Below are 21,228 nucleotides of genomic sequence, written 5' to 3' on the forward strand. Positions count from 1 at the left end.
ATGTGCAAACCGTCAATATCGGAAACGGGCTCGCTGTTCAACTTCGCTTAAACTTACTCTTCCTTTCATAGCATTTACTATATGTTCCTAATTCTATTATTTTATGCAGTTTTTGTCAAATTATTTTATGTTATACTTATCTATTTTTCGTTTTTTTATACCTTTTATTATTATACATAATATAATCTATTTCATCGATATTTTTAAGTTGGGTAAAAACATAGTGGTATCTAACACTGCCATTAATATTACTCTCTCCTGAACCACCCGTTCCAATGTCATTTTCTGTATCAACAATTACTTCACTTTTTCCATTTTTATAGAAAAATACTATTTTATTTTGGAACAATGAACGCTCGCTATCAATTGCAATTCCAATAGGTGATATAGCCATACTGATATATTCGTTTATTCTATATTCATTTATTTTTTCGGATTCTTTAATATTAAACTTATAACTTTTGTACCCCTCATTATCCATTTTATCAATTTGACTGTAGTCTATTAATTTACATTCCACTTCTGATGCAAAATCTTGTTGTATACTAAAAGACATATATACATATAAAGTGTTTTCTAAAGCCTCACATTGAACATCACAGCTTCCGTTAATGTCTATTTTAAATCTGCTATCTATCAAATCATTTACAACCTCCCCCCACTTATTCGTTTCCATTTTTGCCACTCCATCTTTTTTAGAAATAGAAAACTTACAGCAGCCCAATGAAGTTTTATTATTATATAAAACATTTTCTAATGTAATTTTGTAATCCTCAACAGTTACACTTTGTCCACTTTTTTCATATATATTTCTCCACTTTACATTTTCAGTGTCACAAAAATATCTTTTTACTATACCTTTAGAAGGTATATATGTAACATATGCTGACCAGCATACACAAATTAGAATTAAAACACACGCTCCTATTGTGATAATTCTTTTTTTTGATATTTTTTCTTTCATTCCTTATAACTCCTAATATTATTAAAACTTATTTTTAATTCACAACTTCATTTTATTGGTTTAAAATTAAGACTTATATTATTGGTAATATCACTATAATAATTACTGCCACTCTTACTTACGCCAACAGACAATCCACCTTTACTCAACGATATACTTGGAGTAAAAGACTTGTTTGTTTTTGAATGAGAATATTTTGAAGTAAATGTCAATATTTTTGCCTTTTTACTACGTTGTTCACAACAAAAAGTTACTGTTATACTCTCATTAATATAATATTGATAAGTACCTCCTGCTTTCCAAAATTGCATTGTATTTCTGTCGCCAAACAAATTTACAATAAAAGCAACACCCGAACCAGAATCTCCCATTATATGTGTTTTAGGTTCTGTATGTAACTTTTTCGATATACAGGTTCCTTCATTATATGTTTTAAACGTTGCATTATGATAACATTTACAGGTTTTGGAATCAATAACTGCATTATCTGAAACAGTAACACCACATACATCTTTATTTCTATAATAAGCCTCTTCTAACCAAGTTGCTGTATATGTAACATAAATTTTGCCTCTTTTGTTCCCCTCCTTTACTTGAGAACAAATCATATAATGTTTAACCGCACCTGATGCCGACTTCTTTGTTTCTGAATTTGATTTTGTTTCTGTCTTAGCCTTTACTTCCGATGGCAAAAATCCAATAAATTCTAAAATATTTGAGAATAAACTTTTACGCTGTTCTTCATATTTTATATCACCATTTTCTATTTTTTCTGATATCATGTCATTTATTTCATCTTCTGACATTTCTATTTCTTCTCCCGTCTTATTATCAACACTACAATAATCAATATATACCTCTGTATTTATTGCATTCTCAAGCTTTTCTATTGTTCCGTCATCAAATTGTTCAATTTCACTATCCCAAATCCCTACTTCATTCAACTCTTTTTCTACTTCTTCTGATAACTCAGTCACATTATTTTCTTTATCATACTCTAATTTCTTACACAATGGACTCTCTTCATCATAATTATCTCTTAAATCTGGTACATTACTATCTGTGCTAATTACACGCTCTAAATTTATAGATATTTTTTCTGCTCTAACCTGGTTCAAATAATTTGTGTTTTCACTTTGAAAAATTAACATTAACACTAATACCACGCTCACAATTCTCTTTACATAAATCCCTTTCATAACTTCTCCTTCAACTATATTAATCATTTGTTAAATGCATTTTTATCATATAACTTATTTATAATTTTTTTAATATTTCTTACACATTCGGGATTTTTTTTGCATATTCGGTCAATTTATACAACATATTATACTCCATGTTGTCTTTTTAATAATAAATGTTTAACATATCCTTCCTATTTTCTTGTGAAAAACAAATATTATTTTCATTGCCTATACAATGACTAGAAGCGGTCGTCAAATGGACATCTATGCAAGCATGTTGTCCATTTTCCTCGTCGCCATCACAAAAAACGGGCTCCAATTTCTTGGAAACCCGCCTTATAGAAAGAGATATTGAATTAACAGTCTGCCATAGTTTTTCCTTCTCCGGTAATTGATGCAAAATCATCATTGAAAACATCAATTGCTGCATCAATTGCCTTATTTTTAATAAGTCCCTCAATTACATCTGTACCAATCGTAGATGCCCCAATACCATACTTTGTAAGTTCCAGTACCTGCTGTGAATTTTTAAAGCTTGCTGCAAGAACTTCACATGAAAGATTATTATTCTCAAAAATATCCTGAATATCCATCGCTACCTGAACACCATTATATCCCATGTTATCAATCCTATTAATATACGGCGCAGTATATTTTGCTCCTGCCTTTGCTGCTAAAAATGCCTGCATTGCTGTATAAATAGCAGTTGCCGTAATATTCACACCCTGCTCTGATAATGCTTTCATCGCTTTCAGTCCCTGTGGCGTTGTCGGAATTTTTACGAATGTATTCTCTCCCAATTTCTCTCTAATAACTTTTGCTTCTTTCATCATCCCTTCTGCATCCTTAGACACAACCTGAACGTGAAGCTCCCCTTCTTCTCCGACAATCTCCCGAAGTTCTGCAAGAACCTCATACGGATTTCTCCCACTTTTTGCCAGGATAGATGGATTTGTCGTAACACCATCACATGGATACAAGTCCCAAATCTCTTTTACTTTTTCAATGTTCGCATCATCAATTATAAATTTCATTTTAATACCTCCAATATTATCTCTTTCTGTATTTTTCAATTAACTTCGGTTAATTTTCATTGACTATTCTCAAATCTCCAAAATAAGATTTTTAACTCCATTATCCGTGGCTATCTTTCCAAATGCTCTCATCTGCTCATCACTGTACAATGGCGGATTGTTTTCAAAACAATATTTCCTATCCACCATATCATATTTTGCCTGCGCCAATGGATTGTAATTTAATATCTCATACTTTATTTCCGGATATAAATCACTAATAAACTGCGCAATTCCTGCTATATTTTCTTTTGTGGCTGTCATATCCGGTATGAGCGGAGTCCTTATGATAACATTTTCTGCCTTTTTTGATGTAAGCAGCCACTCTAAATTATGTCGAATCAATTCGTTATCAACCCCTGTATATTTCTTATGCATTTCGCTATCAATTATTTTCAAATCAGCAAAAACGTAATCTACATACTTCATTGCCTCCTGATAGATTCTAAATGGAATATGGGAGGCTGTCTCAATGGTCGTTGTAATTCCCCTTTCTTTCAATCCTTTGAGTATCTCTATAGCAAATTCATGTTGAAACAGAGGCTCTCCACCTGATAAAGTGACCCCGCCACCATACTTAAAAAACGGAGCATCTTTGCAGGCTTCCTCTACAACTTCCTGTACGGTCATCTCCTTCGAATCCATCGTCAGCGCAGCCGACGGACAGTTGTCGATAATATTATGCCAATCCTCTTTCTTTGACACATCCAATTTTATTTTTCCATCGATTTCCCGCACACCTCCATTTTCAGATAAATGAACACAAGTATTACAATGTATGCATTTATTCGGAAAATACAGCGGTCTCTGTGTTATCGATATTCCTTCCGGATTCTGACACCACACACATTTTAGTGTGCATCCCTTTAGAAAAATCGTTGTTCTGATACCATGTCCGTCATGGGTTGAAAATCTTTTAAAATCAAAAACGTAACCCTTCAAATCAACTACTTCTCTTTCTTAAATATCATTATAACTTGTTCTTGCTATAATCTCATCCTGAAGCTCACCTGCTAATTCTACAAAGTATGCCGTGTATCCTGCAACTCTGACAGTTAGATTTCTGTATTGTTCAGGATTCTCCTTGGCAGCCATTAAATCTTCCTTTCTCACAACATTAAATTGAATATGTGGTATTTCCAAATCTACAAAGGTTCTCAGCATTTTTGCAAACTTATCAATTCCGTTTTCCGTCTTAAAAAATTCAGGAAGAAATTTCATGTTGAGCAGACCGCCATTCGTAGTCCAGCTCTTATCCAATCTTGAAACGGATTTTAATACTGCTGTAGGTCCATGCTCATCACGTCCATAAACCGGTGACATACCGCCATCCGCTAATGGTGTTTTTGCGTATCTTCCATCAGGAGAAGCACCGACATTCTCACCCATAGGAACATGGGCAGATACGGTATACATTCCTGTATGATACTTACCACCGCGGTAATTTGTAAATCTTCCGATTCTCTCTCTGAAATATTTTGCCCATTTTGCTCCAAGATTATCTACCCATTCCACGTCATTTCCATACTTTGGAACTTTATTTAAAAGCATTGTTCTTAATATCTCGTCCCCTTCATAATTGTTTTTCAGCGCATTCAGCAATCTTTCTTTTGAGACTTTTTTCTCATCATAAATGAGCTGTTTTATTGCCGCAAGACTGTCTGCAAGATTTGCAACCTGTATCATTTGAATCCCTGAGAGATTATATTTGGCACCGCCTCTCGTCACATCAAGCCCTTTACCCATACAATCATTTATTACTGCTGATAGAAACGGTGTTGGGAGGAGGTCCATATGTGCCTGTTCTACCTGCTCGCAGGCCAATATCATCTTATCCATAAAATAGTCAATATTCTGCCGGAATGCTTCCTCTAAATCTTCGAACCGCTCAAATGTTGTTAAGTCGCCCCGCTCCGGCGCTAACTGTTTGCCGGTCAGAAGACATTTACCACCTGTGAGTGTAAGCTCTAATGCCTTATTCAAATTAAACATAGCCGCATCAGACCATCCAAGATTATCTCCCTGGGTTGTCAGCTCCACACACCCTACAATAGCATAGTTTTTCGCATCCTTTTCCTGAATCTCCAAGTCATTCATCATTGCCGGAATAACCGCATTATCATTGAAAAATTGCGGCATTCCACTGCCAAGTGATACCACCTTTATTGCTGCTTTCAACAATTTATCACTTGTTTTTTCACAAAGTCTTACAGAGAGATTCGGCTGTGGCAATCCAATATGCTCCTGTGCTTTCAGCAACAAATAAGAAACCTCATTTTCAAATGCCTCTCCATTTTCATCCTGTCCACCCAATGCAATGTTAAATCCAATAGGAAATCCTGCAAAAAACTTTGCACTATTTGAATTTCTCATGTAAACAATCTCGTTAAATTTTAACCACAGGCTTTCGATAATTTCAAGAATTTCCTGATTTTCAACTCCGTTTTCCACATCATGTTTATAGTATGGATACATATATACATCCATTCTGCCCGGCGAAAATGAAGATGCATTAGATTCCATCTGCAAAATCACAAATAAAAACCATAAAGACTGTGCTGCCTCATGAAATGTCACCGGAGGTTTGTTTGCAATATTTTCACAAACTGTTGCTACCCGTCTCATATTATCTGCCCACTCAGGCTCATTTTCTGCCTGCTCTAACAATAATGTATGATATCTCATAATGAAATTGATAGTACCTTCCATAACAGTAATTACACTCTTATAGAACAATTTCTTTTCTTCATCCGTCTCCTTTTCCAGATATGCTTCCGCCTCCGCTTTCAAACCTGCCGGTCCCTTTTTTAACCAGCCTTTGCAATCCGGATTAATATGCCCTTGAGCATGGTCTTTCTGATTGATTTTTGCCACCTTAGAGATAGCATCAATTTCCTTTCCATAACGCTCTTTTAAAACATCTTCTAAAGATTTTCCCTGCCAATAAGGGTATATCACTTCTCTAAAATACTTTATATCTTCCTCATGGATATTAAATTTGTCTTGCGGTCTTGTAGGAAGCGTTTCAAATTCTTTATTAACCCATGTACTTCCACTCTCCGGAAACACTACCCCGTATCTCACACCTGCTGTTCTGTTTCCTACAATTAACTCTTCCGGTTCAACACTTATGGCAATTTTTTCTAAACAGTTTTTCAAGGAATAGGCCCTCTGCATAATTCTTGGCTCACCCTCATGTTCTCTATATGTGTCAGTAATTATTTTTGCTTGTTCAATAGATGCATATCTTGGAACAGAAAGCATTCTATTTTTCAATGTTTCAATTCTCTCTGTTTTTATTAAATGATTCAACATATCCACCTCCTAATTTTTATAATTCCATTCTATTACTGCATCTATTCAATGTCAATAATTTTTTATTACTTTTTATTGTTTTTTATTACTTTTTATTGTTTAGTTTGATGGAATACTTAAAATCAAAAATGTAAAAACGTTAACAAAAAATAGAATGCACTCGAAATGGCAGATATTTTCTCTAACATTTCAAGTGCATTTTACACAATCAACTCTCATCATTATATATTTTAAAAATATAGTTCTACATTATATTCTTTTAATTTATCAAAAATTTCCTCTTCCGGCTCCCCATCTAACACAATACCCGCAAAATCATCTATATCTGCATATCTATAATTGCCCTTTCTGGAAAACTTCCTCTTTTCTAACATCATGTATGACACATCGCTGGCATTCATAATTGCTCTCTTTGTCAACGCATCTTCCGTAGCATATGTATATACTCTATTTTTCTCTAACTCAATTCCTACAACACCCATAAATGCCTTATCAAAGTTAAACTCTTCCATCTGCTTATTCGTATAAGAGCCTATAAAACCATCTCTTCCCCTGTTTAACTTTCCACCGATAAATATAAGATTCGTATCTAATGGAGCTGTAAACGAAAGCATAATATCTATCATATTTGTCACCACAGTGACCTTTAAATTTGCCTCTACAATTAATTTAATCAACTCTATATTACTCGTAGAAATATCAAGAAATAAAACGTCACCTTCTTCAATCAAATCAAACGCATGTTTTGCTACTGACTGCTTTTCTCCAACGTTTTTCCCTTTTCTCTGAGAGACATATAATTCATGAGTATTGACACGATTTTTTACTGCCCCTCCATATGTTTTTTTGAGCAACCCCTTTTTTTCTAATAATGATAAATCCTTACGAATACTGTCTTCAGTCACATCAAATAATTCGCTCAACTCCTTGACAAGTATAGAACCATCGCGATTTACCATTTCGACAATTTTATTCTGTCTTTCTTTTGCCAGCATATCATCCTCCTTAGTATATACATACCTAGACATTCTCTCTTATTATTCAGTTTCTGTCAAACTTGTATTCTTTTTATATAATAAATTTATAATCTCCCAAAATATTTATTTATCGTAATTCCAACGCCGCCTTCATTATTATCCGCACAAGTCTCAAATTTTGCGCAACGCTTTGCCTGTTCATTTCCTGACTTCATGGCATAGGAATAACCCGCATACATAAGCATTGTGGCATCATTTCCGGAATCTCCAAATGCCATTATATTTTCAGCATCTAATCCCAGACGCTCTCCAAGCCACTTCAATGCTTTTCCCTTATCTGCTCCTTTTGCAGTAATCTCCATATTTCCTTTAAATCCCGCCGAATAAACTAAATCAGGAATATCCTTTAATTCCTTTAACAGCGGTTCAATACACTCTTCCGGCATATGGTCTATATTCAATTTTTCTACATTTTTTGTTTTTATAATTTCCCAAGGACTCTCACATCTTATCATTAATTTTCTATATTCTTTTAAGAATACATTTGGAAGTCCTTCTGCCTCAAAATAATGGTCATAGGTGTAATTCGTAATATAACCATTGCAATCAGCATATAGCTCATATACTAATGGATATTTTTCAAATATTTTTATAATTTTTTCCAGGGATTTCAAAGGAAGGTAGCAGCTGTAGAGAACTTCAGAACTCTGCATATCCACCACAGCTGCTCCATTTGATAGAATCAAATAGTCTACGCAACCTAACAAATCACATTCCCTTTTTGCCAATGAATACGGTCTACCGGTGCTTACGGCTATAATCGCACCTTTACTTTTAGCCTCTCTGAACGCTTTTATATTAATTGGGGGGATTGTTAAGTGGTCATCTGCCAGCAGAGTACCATCTACGTCAGTTGCTATTAGTTTAATATTCATTTGCGGGCTCCAATCCATTAAAATATATTGTATACTATTTGCTTTTGGCTATAACAATGCTAAAACTTCTTCTTCTGTGACACACTGCATAACCTTCTCGGCTAATGCTTTACATTCTTCAACGTCACAGTCTGAAATAGTCTTTCTTGTCTTTAAGACACTTGTTGCACTTACACTAAACTCATCTAATCCAAATGCAAGTAACAGTGGTATCAGCTTTAAATCTGCTGCTGCTTCACCACACATACCAACCATAATTCCTTCTTTTTTTCCACATTCAATAATTCTCTTTATTGCGCGCAGAACTGCCGGGTTATATGTTGAATATAAATATGCCACTTTTGCATTCCCTCTATCTACAGCCATTGTGTATCCGGTCAAATCGTTTGTACCGATACTAAAGAACGCTGCCTCTTTTGCAAGTGCATCGGCCATCATACAAGCTGCAGGTGTCTCCATCATTACACCGATTTCAATATTCTTATTGTAATCGATGCCATCCTCATCATAACATTTCATGATATCAGCTACCATGTTTTTTACCTGACGAAGCTCATCAACACCTGTCACTAATGGAACCATTATTTTTATTTTACCATATGCGCTGGCTTTTACAAGTGCTTTTAGCTGAGTTTCATAAATATCTTTTCTTTGAAGACAAAAACGAATTGCTCTAAAACCTAAAAATGGGTTCTCTTCCTGCTCCAGACCCAGATATGGAAGTGCTTTATCTCCACCAATATCCAGCGTCCTTATAATTACAGGTTTTCCTTTCATTGTCTCTGCAACGGTTTTATACGCCTCAAACTGTTCTTCCTCTGTAGGCATCGTATCCCTATCCATAAATAGGAACTCTGTTCTAAACAATCCGATACCCTCGCCGTCACATTCTACAGCTTTATTCGCATCCTCCGGTTTTCCAATATTACATACCAATTCCACCTTCGTTCCATCTTTTGTCACAGATGGTTTTCCGGAATAAGCTTTCAATAATGACTTTTCTTTTTGATATTCATCAAATTTCTCTTGAAATTCTTTTACCGTCTTGTCATCAGGGTGAAGGATAACCTCTCCACTTGCTCCATCCAGAACAACATTATCGCCATTCTTTACAATTTCACAAATCCCATCAATGCTTAAAACTGCCGGTATTTCCATTGCTCTTGCCAAAATCGCCGAATGAGATGTCCTGCCTCCGACTTCTGTTAAAATACCATTAATATTTTCCGGCTTAATCCCGGCTGTCATAGATGGTGTCAAATCTCTTGCAACTAAAACGGTACCCTTTGGAACCTGCGAGATATCCACATCTTCAATTCCCATTAATAATTTTAACATTCTTGTCTTAATATCTCTAAAGTCCGTTGCTCTCTGCTGCAGTAATTCATCAGGAATTTGTCCAAACATTTCTGCTGTCTGCTCAAGCACCTGTTCTACCGCCATTTCTGCAGAAACCTTTTCTGCAACTATCAATGCAGAAATTTGTTCCTCAATCATAGGGTCCTGCAGCATTTGAATATGACCTCTTAAGATATCTGCATCTTTTTTTCCAACAGTCTCATCCATCTTATCTGCCATCTTATTCGTTGCATCGACGAACTTTTCTATCGCTGTCTGTAATCTCGAAATCTCAGCATTTGTATCCGAAATTGTCTTCGTTTCCACATTAATTTCATGTTCTTCAATTATCACAACTTTTCCAATTCCAATTCCTTCAGAACCTGCAATACCTTTGTACATAAGCTTACCTCTTATTCACCAAAATTCTGACTTTCAAGTTCTACAATTTTTGCCATTGCCTCTTCTTCGTCTTCTCCGTCACATTCAAATGTAACTTCTGCACCCTTTTTAATACATGCTGAAATAATATTAATCAGGCTTTTTGCATTAATTCTTTTTTCTCCAAATACGATTGTTACATCGCACGAAAATTTTCCCATTTCCTTTGCAACCACGCCTGCCGGTCTCATGTGTAATCCCTCTGGATTATTTACTACTAAAGTTCTACTTACCATCTCTTTACCCTCCGGTTATAATTTTTTATTTATGCATTCAACATTGCAATCATTTTTGCTACAATTGCATCTGCCTGTTTAATTGCAGGACTGATTCCTATCTTTACCTTCTTCAGATTATCAAAACGCTCTACATTTTTAATTGGCATATCTGTTGTCAAAATAACTGCATCTGCTGTGGCAACATCTTCTGCTGTAATTGCGTTTTCAATACCAATGGAACCCTGTGTCTCAACTTTGCATTCAACTCCTGCTTTTTCACAGGCCTGCTGAATAGCTTCTGCTGCCATATAAGTATGTGCAACCCCTGAAGGGCATGCTGTAACTGCTAAAAATTTCATATCATTCACTCTCTTTCTAAATAAATTAATAACTATATTTAATTTTCATTTGGGAACCACAAAATCGTGGTTCCCTTTATAATAAACCATTATTCAAATGAGATTTCTACATCTTCGAGCACTTCTTCTTTCTTCTCCACATAATTCTTCTTTAAAACTGCACAGAGAAGAACATAAACTGCCACACCTACTAAAATACATACTACATAAAGTAATGGGCTTGAAATTACCGGAGTAACAATCAATCCACCCCAGGATGCTGCCATTGTCTTACCAACTCCCAAAAGTCCTGCAAGCCCTGCTGCTATTGCCGATGAAATCATATTAATCGGAATCATTCTGATAGGGTCAGCTGTCGTATAAGAAATTGCTCCTTCTGTTATACCACAGAATCCCATCGCAATTGCACCTACACCCGCATTTCTCTCCTCTTTTGAAAACTTATTTTTCAAAAGCAATGATGCAACACCGGCTCCGATTGGTGGAATACAAATAGCAATACCAACAGGCGCTGCAAATGTGTAAATTCCATCGCCAACAAAAGCAACCATCAATATAGAAAATGCAACCTTGTTTACCGGACCACCAAGGTCAAATGCAATCATAAGACCTGCAATTGCACTGACAAGCATTACGTTTCCACCCGCTGCGTTTCTCAATATACCTTCTAACCATTCCATAAACATTGCAATTGGTCCACCTAATACACCAAACATTACGATACCAATTACAAGAATGGAAACAACCGGAATAATTATAATAGATTTTAATGACTGCATAGATTTTGGAAGTGGAATTTTCTTTAAATATTGTGCCAAAATTCCTGCGAGAATACCGGTTACAATGCCACCTAAAAAACCTGCACTTGCAAAGGAAACAGTGCCTGCTGCCTCGTTAAATCCAATTGGAATGTTAAGCGCCATGATACCGCCTGCTAAACCCGGTGCAATACCCGGTCTGTCAGCAATGGAATATGCAATATATGCTGAAAGTACAGGAACCATAAGTCCTAATGCATCTGCACCAATTGTCCAAAGCCAATACGGAATGCCATCTCCCCAGCCAGGAGCTGCACCTTTTCCTGTAATTAATACTGCGATTGCCATTAAAATACCACCGCCTACAACAACAGGTATCATATACGAAACACCATTCATTAAATGCGTTCTTAAATTCTTAAAAATATCAACCAATTCTTTCATAACTTTCTCCTTTTCAATAAGTAAACGTACAAACAATAAGAGTTAAACAATACCAATAAGATTTATAACCTCCTCGGCTGTTTTAGCATTTCCGAGCTGCTCTCTAAAATCATCATGCATGATTTTTCTGAACAGGCCTGCTAAAATTTCAAGATGTCTGTCACCCTGACCAGGTGATGGAACACCAATCTGAAAAACCATATCAACTTCTTCTGAATCATCCCACTTAATTGGTTTTGCAAGACGAACAAAGGCAAGTGACGGTTCTTTTACATGAACTGACTTAGAATGTGGTGTCGCAACTGAAAAACCAACAGCTGTACTTGAACTTGCTTCTCTCGCCTTAACATCTGCGATATATCCATCCTTATTAATCAGTCTGTCATCTTTTTCCATTGAATCTGCAATAAGTCTTATAATCTCATCCGCACTTTCTGCTTCAACATCAAACATGACAATTTCTCCGCTCATAAGTTCTTTAGCCAAACTCATATCCTCCTTTTCTTAAAATTATTACCATCATTGAGTAATTTAATTCTACGTTGTTTATTTATTTTTTTCAATTCATGCAAAAAAAGAAAATTGCACTAAAGTTAGTGCAATTTTTCTCAAACTTTGTATTTCTCAAACATTGAAACGGTTTTAAAAAAAGTATTTTTTTTCCAATTTTTTTGTTTTTCAAATTAATTCCAATGCATTTCTCTCTTGAATACGCTTTCCATTTCTTCTGCGCTAATGGATTTCTGTATCTTCCCAATCTTTTCTTCAGAGCCCACAATTCTTGAAAAATCCGAAAAGAAAGCCTTTGTCGTAGCAATATTATTAAAATTCAATGCGAGAAGAAAAATAGTGCTGACCATCTTCCCTCCCCAGTTGACCGGATATTTTAACTGAATCAAAAAAACTTTTGGCTTTAATACATTTTCTGTCATTCCATGAGGGATGGCAACTCCATTCCCTATTGCTGTAGGCTCAATATGTTCTCTATGAATCACATCGTGAAAGAACTCTTTTTTAACATACCCACCTTCATACAATTTATTGCATGCCTCTTTTAGAATAATATCTCTTTCCATTTTTTCATTTACAATCATAATATTATTTTTATCCACAAGCTCTAAAAAATCATCCTTTTCCAATTCAGGATGTGTAAGTGCTTCAAAACAGGCATTTTTTATATTCTTCTCATCCCTTTTGCTGATGATTGGAGAAATATAAATGACCTTATTGGAATACTTAAAATCCGGCAGCATGGATAATATAATATCAAACTGATAATCTTCTAAATTACTGATTTTTTCCGAGGACAATATTGCAACAATCTTAACATCTTCAATTCTACTTTCTATTTTTCTGGCAACAATGTTCGCCGCTGCAATTCCGCTGGTACCAATAAGAACAGCCTTAACATTTTTTATATTTCTATGTAACGCGCCGCCTAAAAACAGCGCAATAAAGGATATCTCATGGTCTGTGGGAATCGCATTACAATAGTCTTCATAAAATTTTCCCAGCGTAAAACATGTCGCAAAAATTCCTGAATACATTTCCCTAATATCACTTAAAAATGGATTGCTCACCTCAAATCCATATTTTGTTCTAACCAAAGATGCCGGGAGAAATGCCTCAAGACTGGTTTTCAGTAACTCATTTTCTTGCAGATTCGCATTTAATATCTCAGACAAATAAATTAATATCTCTTCACATATTTTTCTGTTATCTATATCAAAACTACAATCTGATATCATAACACTTCTATCATTCTTTGATTGAACGGCTGCTGCCGCAAACAATACATCAATATACTGTTTTTCATATTCATTGAACTGTACTTTTTCGGACTGCCCTAATAATCCGACAACCGTTTCTACTACTTCCGGATTACACATTTTTCTTTCATCTGTGATAATCTTTTTCGTAATCACATTTCCCATTCTTACTCTAAAAAGCTGAATGCTGAGATACTCTGTTAGCATACGAAAAGAATAGTCTGTATACGCTACATGATATTCTTTCTCTATACTTCGGATAACTTGAACAGCTTTATCAAAATTATCCTTTCCCCAATTATTTATCCACAGATACTCATCTTCTAAACCTATTCTATAATCCGGGGAAACCTCTGCTTTTTTGTCTCCCAACGCATACGAACAACAACTTTTCATTGCCTTTCTAATACAAAACTCGTCCCCGGATATAAATACACCATGTCCTGCCACTCTGTTAATGTGAATATTATATTTTCTTAATCCCTTCGATATCTCATTAATATCATCACCAATCATTTTTTTACTTACGTTCAACTCTTCTGAAAAAAGAGATAAGGTATAAGTATCCCATCCACTTAAAAGAATATACATGATGTAACTCATTCTCTGCTTTTTTGACATAACCGTTTTTTTATCTCGCTTTAATCGGTTTATCTGTTCAATCTGACTTTCCGTAAAGTCAGCGACAAAACCTATTCCCGGTTTTCTCTCGAGAATCATCCCCTGCTCTTTACAAAAATCAGAGACCTCTTTAATATAAGTTTTAACACTTCTCTCTGACACTCCCAGATACATAGCAAGAGTTTTTGAGGTAATCGGTTTCTGATTATTATCTATAAGTTTTTCTATAATTTGTTGTCCTCTCTCTGATAACATATCGTCTCCACTTTCTATATACTTCCTAACAGTATGATATCATAATAGTCATTTTTCCATGAATGTCACACGTCTGTAAAGTTGCGGGAATGATAAAATGGTCTCCCTTTTTTATCTCCGAACCATTTATCACTCCGCTTCCATCAATAACACTTGCATTTATAAAAGATTTATCCATATCCCAAATATAGTCTCCATCAATCTCCCATTTTTCTAAAGTATAAAACGGACACTCGACCAACAATTCACTGCGCAGTCCATCAAAATTATGAACAACTCTTTTTACATCATAATCTTTATGTGGTGCAGTAATGCAGTCTATGCTCTGCTGTACATGAAGCTCCCTCAGTTTTCCATCCTGTAAGCGGTCATAATCATACACCCGGTATGTCACATCACTGCTCTGCTGTGTCTCAATTAACAATGTTCCTCCCTTAATCGCATGAAGACACCCCGGATTAATCTGAAAAAAATCTCCCTTTTTTATCGGAATGACACGGATTAACTCATTCCACTTTCCCTCATGTATCATTTCCGCCAGCTCATCTTTATTTTTTGCATTGTGACCAATGACAATAGAAGCATCTTCCTTACAGTCAAGAATGTACCAACATTCTGTCTTTCCCAACGCTCCGTTTTCATGAATTGCTGCGTAATCATCATTTGGATGTACCTGAATACTAAGGTCATCCTCGGCGCCTAAAATTTTTACTAAAAGTGGAAATACATCTCCTTTCATATTTCCAAATAACTCACGGTGATTTTCCCAACACCAGGACAATTTTTTTCCCGCAAGTGCACCATTCATTATAGTACAGTCACCATTTTTATGTGCACTGATACCCCAGCACTCTCCTGCCTGGTCTCCTGCATCCTCATATCCAAAATTTTCTAACAGCTTTCCTCCCCAGATTGCATTTTTAAAAACCGGTTCCAGCATCAATACCTGATTTGAATAAAGCTTCTCTTTCATTAAAATACCTCATTTCATATTAAATTTCCCACCAATTAATATTATTATAAGCATTTTTCTTAACAATAATTTGATTGTAACATATTTTAATAAAATATCATACAATCCCGATTTAATTTATATTTTATATAAATAGAGTTTGGGAGTATCCTTAAAACATGAACATAAAATTACAAAATATACCATGGTTCCACGGCAAAAAACTTTTTACACCAAAATATATCATATGTACTTTGGCTGCAATTCTACTTTGTGTCGCAATCATATTTCAATTGGTTCCAAAAAATAAAAATACAAAATTATACCAAAATGACACTCAATATCAATTCGATACCTATGCAAACGAACTTTTTGCCGGACAAATAATGTCTGATTCCTTAAGCATGCATTTCTATCTGTTAAATCCTCAGGATTTTGATATAGAAAATGCCCCACAGACACTTGGAGATTACAACTATGAATCTATGTCACAAAGTCAGCAATATTATATTAACGAAATAAACAATTTAAAAACTTTTCAATATAATGATTTGCTCACAGAACAACAGATTACTTACGACATACTTATGTCACATTTTAAAGACCAGCTGGACTTTGCCGACCTTTGCCTCTGCTCCGAGGTTCTCAGTCCAACTACTGGATTGCAGGCACAGCTTCCAATCTTATTTGCAGAATATACTTTCTTTTCTAAAAAAGATATCGATAATTACCTCACACTTTTATGGCAATTAAAAGACTACTATGGGCAAATCTGTGAGTTTCAAAAAATTAAAGCCGAGAACAATTGCTTTATTACTGATTTCTGCTGTGAAAAAATTATTAAACAATGTAGAGAATTTATTGGAGATAAAAATCCTGAAAACAATCTCCTTCACAAATCATTTACGCAGAAAATAAATGCTTTATCTTTCTTAAGCAAAAATGAGAAATCCACATACATAAATGAAAACCTGAAAATAATAAAAGAAAGTGTTTTTCCGGCATATGATTCAATTATAGCAACACTATCCAAATTGAAATCTGACGGTCATTGCAAAAATAAAAACGGGCTATATTATCTTGAAAACGGTAAAGATTACTACGAATATCTTACAAGAAATTATACCGGAAGCAGCCAGTCCGTAATGGAAATAAAATCTGATATACAAAATAATTTAGCACATGACATGCGGACTATGTACTCTCTCCTGACTGTAAATCCGGAATTAGAAGAACAGTTTTACAGTGATGTGAAAAATCCTATGGATGCTGCAGAAATTATTAAAGACTTGCAAAAGAAATCTTCTAAAGATTTTCCTGAAATATGCGGCTCTGAAAAACTTTCTGATATTTCCTATGAATTGAAATATGTGGATAAAAGCTTAGAGGACTTTCTTAGCCCGGCATTTTATTTATCTCCACCAATAGATATGCCATCACAAAATGTTATTTATATTAATGGCAGCGAAAAAAATAAAAAACAGGACATCTATTCAACCCTGGCACATGAAGGTATACCGGGACATATGTATCAATCATGGTACTTTTCCTGCACCAACCCTCTTCCTATCAGACAAATTATAAATTATGGCGGATACACGGAGGGCTGGGCAACTTATGTGGAATTTCTATCCTATTATTACCAATACTCCAATGAACAGTTAGCAAATGCAATGTCCTGCAGTGCCTCTTACTCCCTTGCACTATATTCGCTCTGTGATATTGGTATCAATTATGAGGGCTGGACACAAAAAGATACCGAAAAATTTCTTTCAAATTATAATATTGAAGACAAAAAAGTATGCGAGACAATATTTCAGTCCGTGATAGAGGAACCTGCAAACTACTTAAAATATTATGTGGGATACTTAGAGATTTTAAATCTTAAAAATAAAATGCAGAAAAAACTCGAGACACAATTTGACCTAAAACGTTTTCACAAAGCATTTCTCTCTATTGGTCCTGCCAGTTTTGATGTCATTAACAAATGGATTATGTATGAATATGCAAAATAATAAATCTAATCATAGAATGACCAAATTGTTTATAAAGGAAAAGGCTGGATATCTGCCATTATCCAGCCCCTTTTCAGGTATCAATTGAATTTATTAGTAATCTTTTCATTTTTTATTCTCATATAATTCAGGTATAATAATAAATACATTTTATCGTACTCTGTACAATTAACAATAAACCGGGATACTTCTTTTAAATTTCTATTTGTTTTTCCATAAAGTATATAATCTGAGGATATTCCATACACTTCATTTAATCTGCACAAATGCTTAGTGGATAAAGAAGTTTCTCCCTTTTCTATTTTCTTATACATTGTATATGAAATCTTAATTTCCTCTGCAAATTTTTCTTGGGAAAACCCCAATGTTTCCCTTATTCTATACAGTCGTTTTGAACACTTTACAAAATTATCTTTCGTACATTCTTTCATTATGTAACCCCAAACTATCTGTTGGTAAGAATGTTAACGTCATTTTTTGCATCGTTCCAGCTACTATTGCTGTACTAAAAGTATACTAACTTTTTTATCTTTTGATAAAAAAACTATTTTTCTAAGCCACCGGAAGCGGCATCAGCCGCATTCCAGGATTGCGTACGGTCTTCAAAATCTCTACAGTTTAAATGTTTCACCCAGCTTCTCCACTTCTTCTAATGTTGCAAGATTATCACTAAATGCGCTGGCGCTTCCTGTCAACAGACCGCTTCTAAGCGCCTCTTTATAATCACCCGTTTTCAGAAAACCTGCAATAAATCCTGCAACCATAGAATCACCTGCGCCCACAGAATTTCGCACCTTTCCCTCCGGACACCTGCTCTTATATACTTCTCCATTTTCTGCTACCAAGACGGCTCCCTCTCCTGCCATCGACACAAGAACGTTTCTGGCTCCCTGTTCCTGCATTTTTTTTGCATAAGGCACCACGTCCTCCCTCGTCTTTAATTCTACTCCGTAAATTTCTCCCAGTTCATGATTATTTGGCTTAACAAAAAATGGCTTATATTTTAACACATTTAATAACAAATCTTTTGTAGCATCAACCACTATTTTAATATCCTTATCTTTAAGATATTCCATAATATCACTATACATTGTTTCCGGCATCACCGTAGGAATACTTCCGGCCAAAACTAAAATATCGCCATCCTTTAATTTTCCAAGTTTTTCATATAATGCCTTAATATCCTGTTCGTCTATGGCTGGTCCCATTCCATTTATTTCGCTTTCCTGTTGGGCACGAATTTTAACATTAATTCTTGTTGTTCCTTCTTTAACCTTAATAAAATCCGCATTCACACCGTTAGCTTCGAGCATATTTTGAATACTCTCTCCTGTAAAACCTGCTAAAAAACCAAACGCTGTATTTTCTATTCCCAGATTACTTAAAACCATCGATACATTAATTCCCTTCCCACCGGGAAACATTAACTCCGCTGATGTTCTATTAACATAACCTAATTTCAAATCTTCTACTGAAACAATATAGTCAATAGATGGATTAAACGTAACCGTATATATCATTTCCGTACCTCCGTTTTTTCGCTTTACTTACTCAAAATATATATTATTTAAATTAAATTTGCAAGTATTACACTGGCAATTGTTCCCACAATTGTTGTCAAAATTGCACCAGGTAAAGTCCATCTCGTCTTTGTGACTTTCGCCGTAATGTAATACACGGACATTGTATAAAATACCGTTTCCGTACAACTCATCATAAGTGATGTTACTTTTCCCATATATGAGTCAGGACCATATGCCTTAAATATATCCAAGACCATTCCTGTTGCCGCAGATGACGAAAATATTTTCACAATTGTAACCGGCATTAACTCTCCCGGAAAACCAATAGGATTTGTCAACTTTCCCATCCATGTTCCCAGAAACTCCATAAACCCTGACTCTCTTAAAACACCTACTGCAACCATAAGACCTATTAATGTAGGCATCACTTTAATTACCGTTTTTAATCCTCCGGTTGCACCGCTTACAAAATCATCATACACATTTTGCTTTTTAATTATTCCATATATCACTATAAAAAACATTATTCCCGGTATTATGAAAGAAGAAATTGATACAATAACTGACATGTAACCTCCCGACTGCCGTATTCCATTCTTATATATTTTATGGTATAAAAAAAGAACCTATGACATAAACATAGGTTCCTATAACTTTATAATCTCTATTTCTTTCCCGGTTTTCCAACGAACATCTCGTTTCTCTCTTCATAATTTTCAACGAGCTTACTATTTGTTGGTATATCAACACCGTTTGCACCTTTTCTTAAAAATACCGGTTTCAAAATTATCGGTGTGATAATCGTAGTCACAATCACCACAATAATCACCGGAGCAACCACACTGGAACTCATTAATCCGGCTTCGATTCCCTTATTCGCAACAATAAGAGCAACCTCTCCCCTCGACACCATTCCAACACCAATCCTCAAACACTGGTAATTCTTATATCCACATACCTTGGCACCGAGTCCACATCCGATTACTTTTGTAATAACTGCTATGAGCGTGAGAACCACTGCATAAATAGCAATTACTGCGCCCATATGCATAACAGCATCACCATTTACTTTGAGTCCTATACTTGCAAAAAAAACAGGGCTTAAAAACATATAAGCAACTACATCAAATTTGGAAGCGATAAACTGGTCTTTCTGTGTCATTGAAATAATTACACCGGCAAAAAAGGCTCCCGTAATATCTGCAACACCAAAAAAGATTTCTGCTGCAAATGCCATTAATAAACAAATTACAAATGCTATAATCGCATGTCTATGCTTTCCTCTTCCGTCATGTTCACACCACTTTTTATATAATTTATATATAATATATCCAAACACTCCAACAAATACAAAAAACAGTACAATTTTTAATAATACAATCCCAAGCGGAGCCGAATCTGCTGCTTCAGACTTTGTTCCCCCAAGACTGATTACAATTGTAAGAGCTACAATTCCCAGAATATCATCTATAATTGCTGCCCCTAAAATAGCGTTTCCGGATGCAGTTTTTAATTTTCCCATTTCCTGCAATGTTTCTACTGTAATACTTACAGATGTCGCAGTCAATATTACCCCCACAAATACTGCCTGAACAAACAGCGTGCTTCCCTCTGCCGGCTCAATCCATCCTTCATAGAGGAACCAATATGTAAATGCACCGCCACCAATTAGTGGAACAATCACACCTAATAGCGCTATAACAAACGATGCAAGTCCACACTTCTTAAGTTCATTCACATCTGTTTCAAGTCCTGCACAGAACATTAATACAATAACACCAATCTCTGCCAAATGGTCGATAAACGGTGTCTGATAAAGCGTAAAATCAACTAACTGATGTCCACCAAGCGTTACTCCTGTCAATAAGTTTCCTAAAATAGCTGGTCCTAAAACCAACCCTGCCAAAAGTGCTCCTACAACCTGTGGCATGTTGAATTTCTTTGTCATCAGACCTAAGAGCTTTGTACTTCCGAGAATTAACGCTAACTGCCAAAGATATCCATATTGTTCCATTATGTATCCCTCTTTTCGTATACTAACATAAACATATATTTACAGTCGAAATATGTCCTTTTTTCAACCTGAT

19 protein-coding genes are annotated in these 21,228 nt (G+C 35.2%); 1 reads left to right on the forward strand and 18 read right to left on the reverse strand.

The annotated features are described in order from the left end of the window. Positions 1–136: 136 nt before the first annotated feature. The 14 genes from Q5O86_RS05355 to manA form a co-directional block, all read right to left on the reverse strand. Positions 137–964 (reverse strand): hypothetical protein, encoded by an 828-nt coding sequence (locus tag Q5O86_RS05355; RefSeq protein ID WP_302626115.1) that lies wholly within the window; start codon positions 962–964, stop codon positions 137–139. Between the two features lie 47 nt (positions 965–1,011). Next, positions 1,012–2,163 carry a hypothetical protein gene (locus Q5O86_RS05360; RefSeq protein ID WP_302626116.1) on the reverse strand — a complete coding sequence of 384 codons (1,152 nt, stop codon included), beginning with the start codon at positions 2,161–2,163 and terminating at the stop codon, positions 1,012–1,014. 341 nt (positions 2,164–2,504) lie between these two features. Further along, complete coding sequence (locus Q5O86_RS05365; protein WP_302626117.1) at positions 2,505–3,182, reverse strand: fructose-6-phosphate aldolase; 678 nt, start codon at positions 3,180–3,182, stop codon at positions 2,505–2,507. Positions 3,183–3,251: 69 nt separating this feature from the next. Further along, positions 3,252–4,163: a glycyl-radical enzyme activating protein gene (locus Q5O86_RS05370; RefSeq protein WP_302626118.1), complete on the reverse strand. Its 912-nt coding sequence runs from the start codon at positions 4,161–4,163 to the stop codon at positions 3,252–3,254. A gap of 18 nt (positions 4,164–4,181) precedes the next feature. Further along, positions 4,182–6,536 (reverse strand): formate C-acetyltransferase/glycerol dehydratase family glycyl radical enzyme, encoded by a 2,355-nt coding sequence (locus Q5O86_RS05375; RefSeq protein ID WP_368074741.1) that lies wholly within the window; start codon positions 6,534–6,536, stop codon positions 4,182–4,184. 230 nt (positions 6,537–6,766) lie between these two features. Continuing rightward, positions 6,767–7,531 (reverse strand): DeoR/GlpR family DNA-binding transcription regulator, encoded by a 765-nt coding sequence (locus Q5O86_RS05380; protein ID WP_302626119.1) that lies wholly within the window; start codon positions 7,529–7,531, stop codon positions 6,767–6,769. Between the two features lie 86 nt (positions 7,532–7,617). After that, complete coding sequence (locus Q5O86_RS05385) at positions 7,618–8,448, reverse strand: Cof-type HAD-IIB family hydrolase (RefSeq protein ID WP_302626120.1); 831 nt, start codon at positions 8,446–8,448, stop codon at positions 7,618–7,620. A 48-nt stretch (positions 8,449–8,496) separates the two neighbouring features. Continuing rightward, positions 8,497–10,188: a phosphoenolpyruvate--protein phosphotransferase gene (gene ptsP, locus Q5O86_RS05390; RefSeq protein ID WP_302626121.1), complete on the reverse strand. Its 1,692-nt coding sequence runs from the start codon at positions 10,186–10,188 to the stop codon at positions 8,497–8,499. 11 nt (positions 10,189–10,199) lie between these two features. After that, the gene (locus tag Q5O86_RS05395) at positions 10,200–10,463 is read right to left on the reverse strand and encodes an HPr family phosphocarrier protein (RefSeq protein ID WP_302626122.1); all 264 of its coding nucleotides are present in this window, start codon (positions 10,461–10,463) and stop codon (positions 10,200–10,202) included. 29 nt (positions 10,464–10,492) lie between these two features. Further along, positions 10,493–10,804: a PTS fructose-like transporter subunit IIB gene (locus tag Q5O86_RS05400; RefSeq protein ID WP_302626123.1), complete on the reverse strand. Its 312-nt coding sequence runs from the start codon at positions 10,802–10,804 to the stop codon at positions 10,493–10,495. A gap of 89 nt (positions 10,805–10,893) precedes the next feature. Next, the gene (locus Q5O86_RS05405) at positions 10,894–12,006 is read right to left on the reverse strand and encodes a PTS fructose transporter subunit IIC (protein ID WP_302626124.1); all 1,113 of its coding nucleotides are present in this window, start codon (positions 12,004–12,006) and stop codon (positions 10,894–10,896) included. 42 nt (positions 12,007–12,048) lie between these two features. Beyond that, positions 12,049–12,492 carry a PTS sugar transporter subunit IIA gene (locus Q5O86_RS05410; protein ID WP_302626125.1) on the reverse strand — a complete coding sequence of 148 codons (444 nt, stop codon included), beginning with the start codon at positions 12,490–12,492 and terminating at the stop codon, positions 12,049–12,051. Positions 12,493–12,689: 197 nt separating this feature from the next. Continuing rightward, positions 12,690–14,651, reverse strand: coding sequence for a transcription antiterminator (locus Q5O86_RS05415; RefSeq protein WP_302626126.1), 1,962 nt, complete (start codon positions 14,649–14,651; stop codon positions 12,690–12,692). Between the two features lie 25 nt (positions 14,652–14,676). Further along, on the reverse strand, positions 14,677–15,624 hold the full coding sequence (gene manA, locus Q5O86_RS05420; protein ID WP_302626127.1) for a mannose-6-phosphate isomerase, class I: 948 nt from the start codon (positions 15,622–15,624) through the stop codon (positions 14,677–14,679). Between the two features lie 158 nt (positions 15,625–15,782). Here manA and Q5O86_RS05425 point away from each other — a divergent pair, with 158 nt between their 5' ends. Continuing rightward, positions 15,783–17,618: a DUF885 domain-containing protein gene (locus Q5O86_RS05425; protein WP_302626128.1), complete on the forward strand. Its 1,836-nt coding sequence runs from the start codon at positions 15,783–15,785 to the stop codon at positions 17,616–17,618. Positions 17,619–17,698: 80 nt separating this feature from the next. On the opposite strand, the gene Q5O86_RS05430 is transcribed toward Q5O86_RS05425, so the two are convergent. The 4 genes from Q5O86_RS05430 to Q5O86_RS05445 all read right to left on the reverse strand — a co-directional run bounded on the left by Q5O86_RS05430 (position 17,699) and on the right by Q5O86_RS05445 (position 21,155). Further along, entirely contained in the window at positions 17,699–18,049 is a 351-nt protein-coding gene (locus Q5O86_RS05430) for a helix-turn-helix domain-containing protein (protein ID WP_302626129.1), read from the reverse strand. 180 nt (positions 18,050–18,229) lie between these two features. Further along, complete coding sequence (pfkB, locus tag Q5O86_RS05435) at positions 18,230–19,138, reverse strand: 1-phosphofructokinase (RefSeq protein ID WP_302626130.1); 909 nt, start codon at positions 19,136–19,138, stop codon at positions 18,230–18,232. Positions 19,139–19,185: 47 nt separating this feature from the next. Then, positions 19,186–19,710 (reverse strand): spore maturation protein, encoded by a 525-nt coding sequence (locus tag Q5O86_RS05440; protein ID WP_302626131.1) that lies wholly within the window; start codon positions 19,708–19,710, stop codon positions 19,186–19,188. A 95-nt stretch (positions 19,711–19,805) separates the two neighbouring features. After that, positions 19,806–21,155, reverse strand: coding sequence for a cation:proton antiporter (locus tag Q5O86_RS05445; protein ID WP_302626132.1), 1,350 nt, complete (start codon positions 21,153–21,155; stop codon positions 19,806–19,808). Positions 21,156–21,228 lie beyond the last annotated feature (73 nt).

The sequence above is a fragment of the uncultured Eubacterium sp. genome (assembly GCF_937958975.1).
In the GTDB taxonomy this organism is placed as follows: Bacteria; Bacillota; Clostridia; order Lachnospirales; family Lachnospiraceae; genus Eubacterium_G.

Bases quoted from the DNA above. Each gene is read 5' to 3' on its own strand.
- ptsP (WP_302626121.1), bottom strand. From the start codon at position 10,188: ATGTACAAAGGTATTGCAGGTTCTGAAGGAATTGGAATTGGAAAAGTT.
- Q5O86_RS05440 (WP_302626131.1), bottom strand. From the start codon at position 19,710: ATGTCAGTTATTGTATCAATTTCTTCTTTCATAATACCGGGAATAATG.
- Q5O86_RS05380 (WP_302626119.1), bottom strand. From the start codon at position 7,531: ATGCTGGCAAAAGAAAGACAGAATAAAATTGTCGAAATGGTAAATCGC.
- Q5O86_RS05360 (WP_302626116.1), bottom strand. From the start codon at position 2,163: ATGAAAGGGATTTATGTAAAGAGAATTGTGAGCGTGGTATTAGTGTTA.
- Q5O86_RS05445 (WP_302626132.1), bottom strand. From the start codon at position 21,155: ATGGAACAATATGGATATCTTTGGCAGTTAGCGTTAATTCTCGGAAGT.
- Q5O86_RS05425 (WP_302626128.1), top strand. From the start codon at position 15,783: ATGAACATAAAATTACAAAATATACCATGGTTCCACGGCAAAAAACTT.
- Q5O86_RS05400 (WP_302626123.1), bottom strand. From the start codon at position 10,804: ATGAAATTTTTAGCAGTTACAGCATGCCCTTCAGGGGTTGCACATACT.
- Q5O86_RS05355 (WP_302626115.1), bottom strand. From the start codon at position 964: ATGAAAGAAAAAATATCAAAAAAAAGAATTATCACAATAGGAGCGTGT.
- Q5O86_RS05415 (WP_302626126.1), bottom strand. From the start codon at position 14,651: ATGTTATCAGAGAGAGGACAACAAATTATAGAAAAACTTATAGATAAT.
- Q5O86_RS05385 (WP_302626120.1), bottom strand. From the start codon at position 8,448: ATGAATATTAAACTAATAGCAACTGACGTAGATGGTACTCTGCTGGCA.
- manA (WP_302626127.1), bottom strand. From the start codon at position 15,624: ATGAAAGAGAAGCTTTATTCAAATCAGGTATTGATGCTGGAACCGGTT.
- Q5O86_RS05365 (WP_302626117.1), bottom strand. From the start codon at position 3,182: ATGAAATTTATAATTGATGATGCGAACATTGAAAAAGTAAAAGAGATT.
- Q5O86_RS05430 (WP_302626129.1), bottom strand. From the start codon at position 18,049: ATGAAAGAATGTACGAAAGATAATTTTGTAAAGTGTTCAAAACGACTG.
- pfkB (WP_302626130.1), bottom strand. From the start codon at position 19,138: ATGATATATACGGTTACGTTTAATCCATCTATTGACTATATTGTTTCA.
- Q5O86_RS05405 (WP_302626124.1), bottom strand. From the start codon at position 12,006: ATGAAAGAATTGGTTGATATTTTTAAGAATTTAAGAACGCATTTAATG.
- Q5O86_RS05395 (WP_302626122.1), bottom strand. From the start codon at position 10,463: ATGGTAAGTAGAACTTTAGTAGTAAATAATCCAGAGGGATTACACATG.
- Q5O86_RS05375 (WP_368074741.1), bottom strand. From the start codon at position 6,536: ATGTTGAATCATTTAATAAAAACAGAGAGAATTGAAACATTGAAAAAT.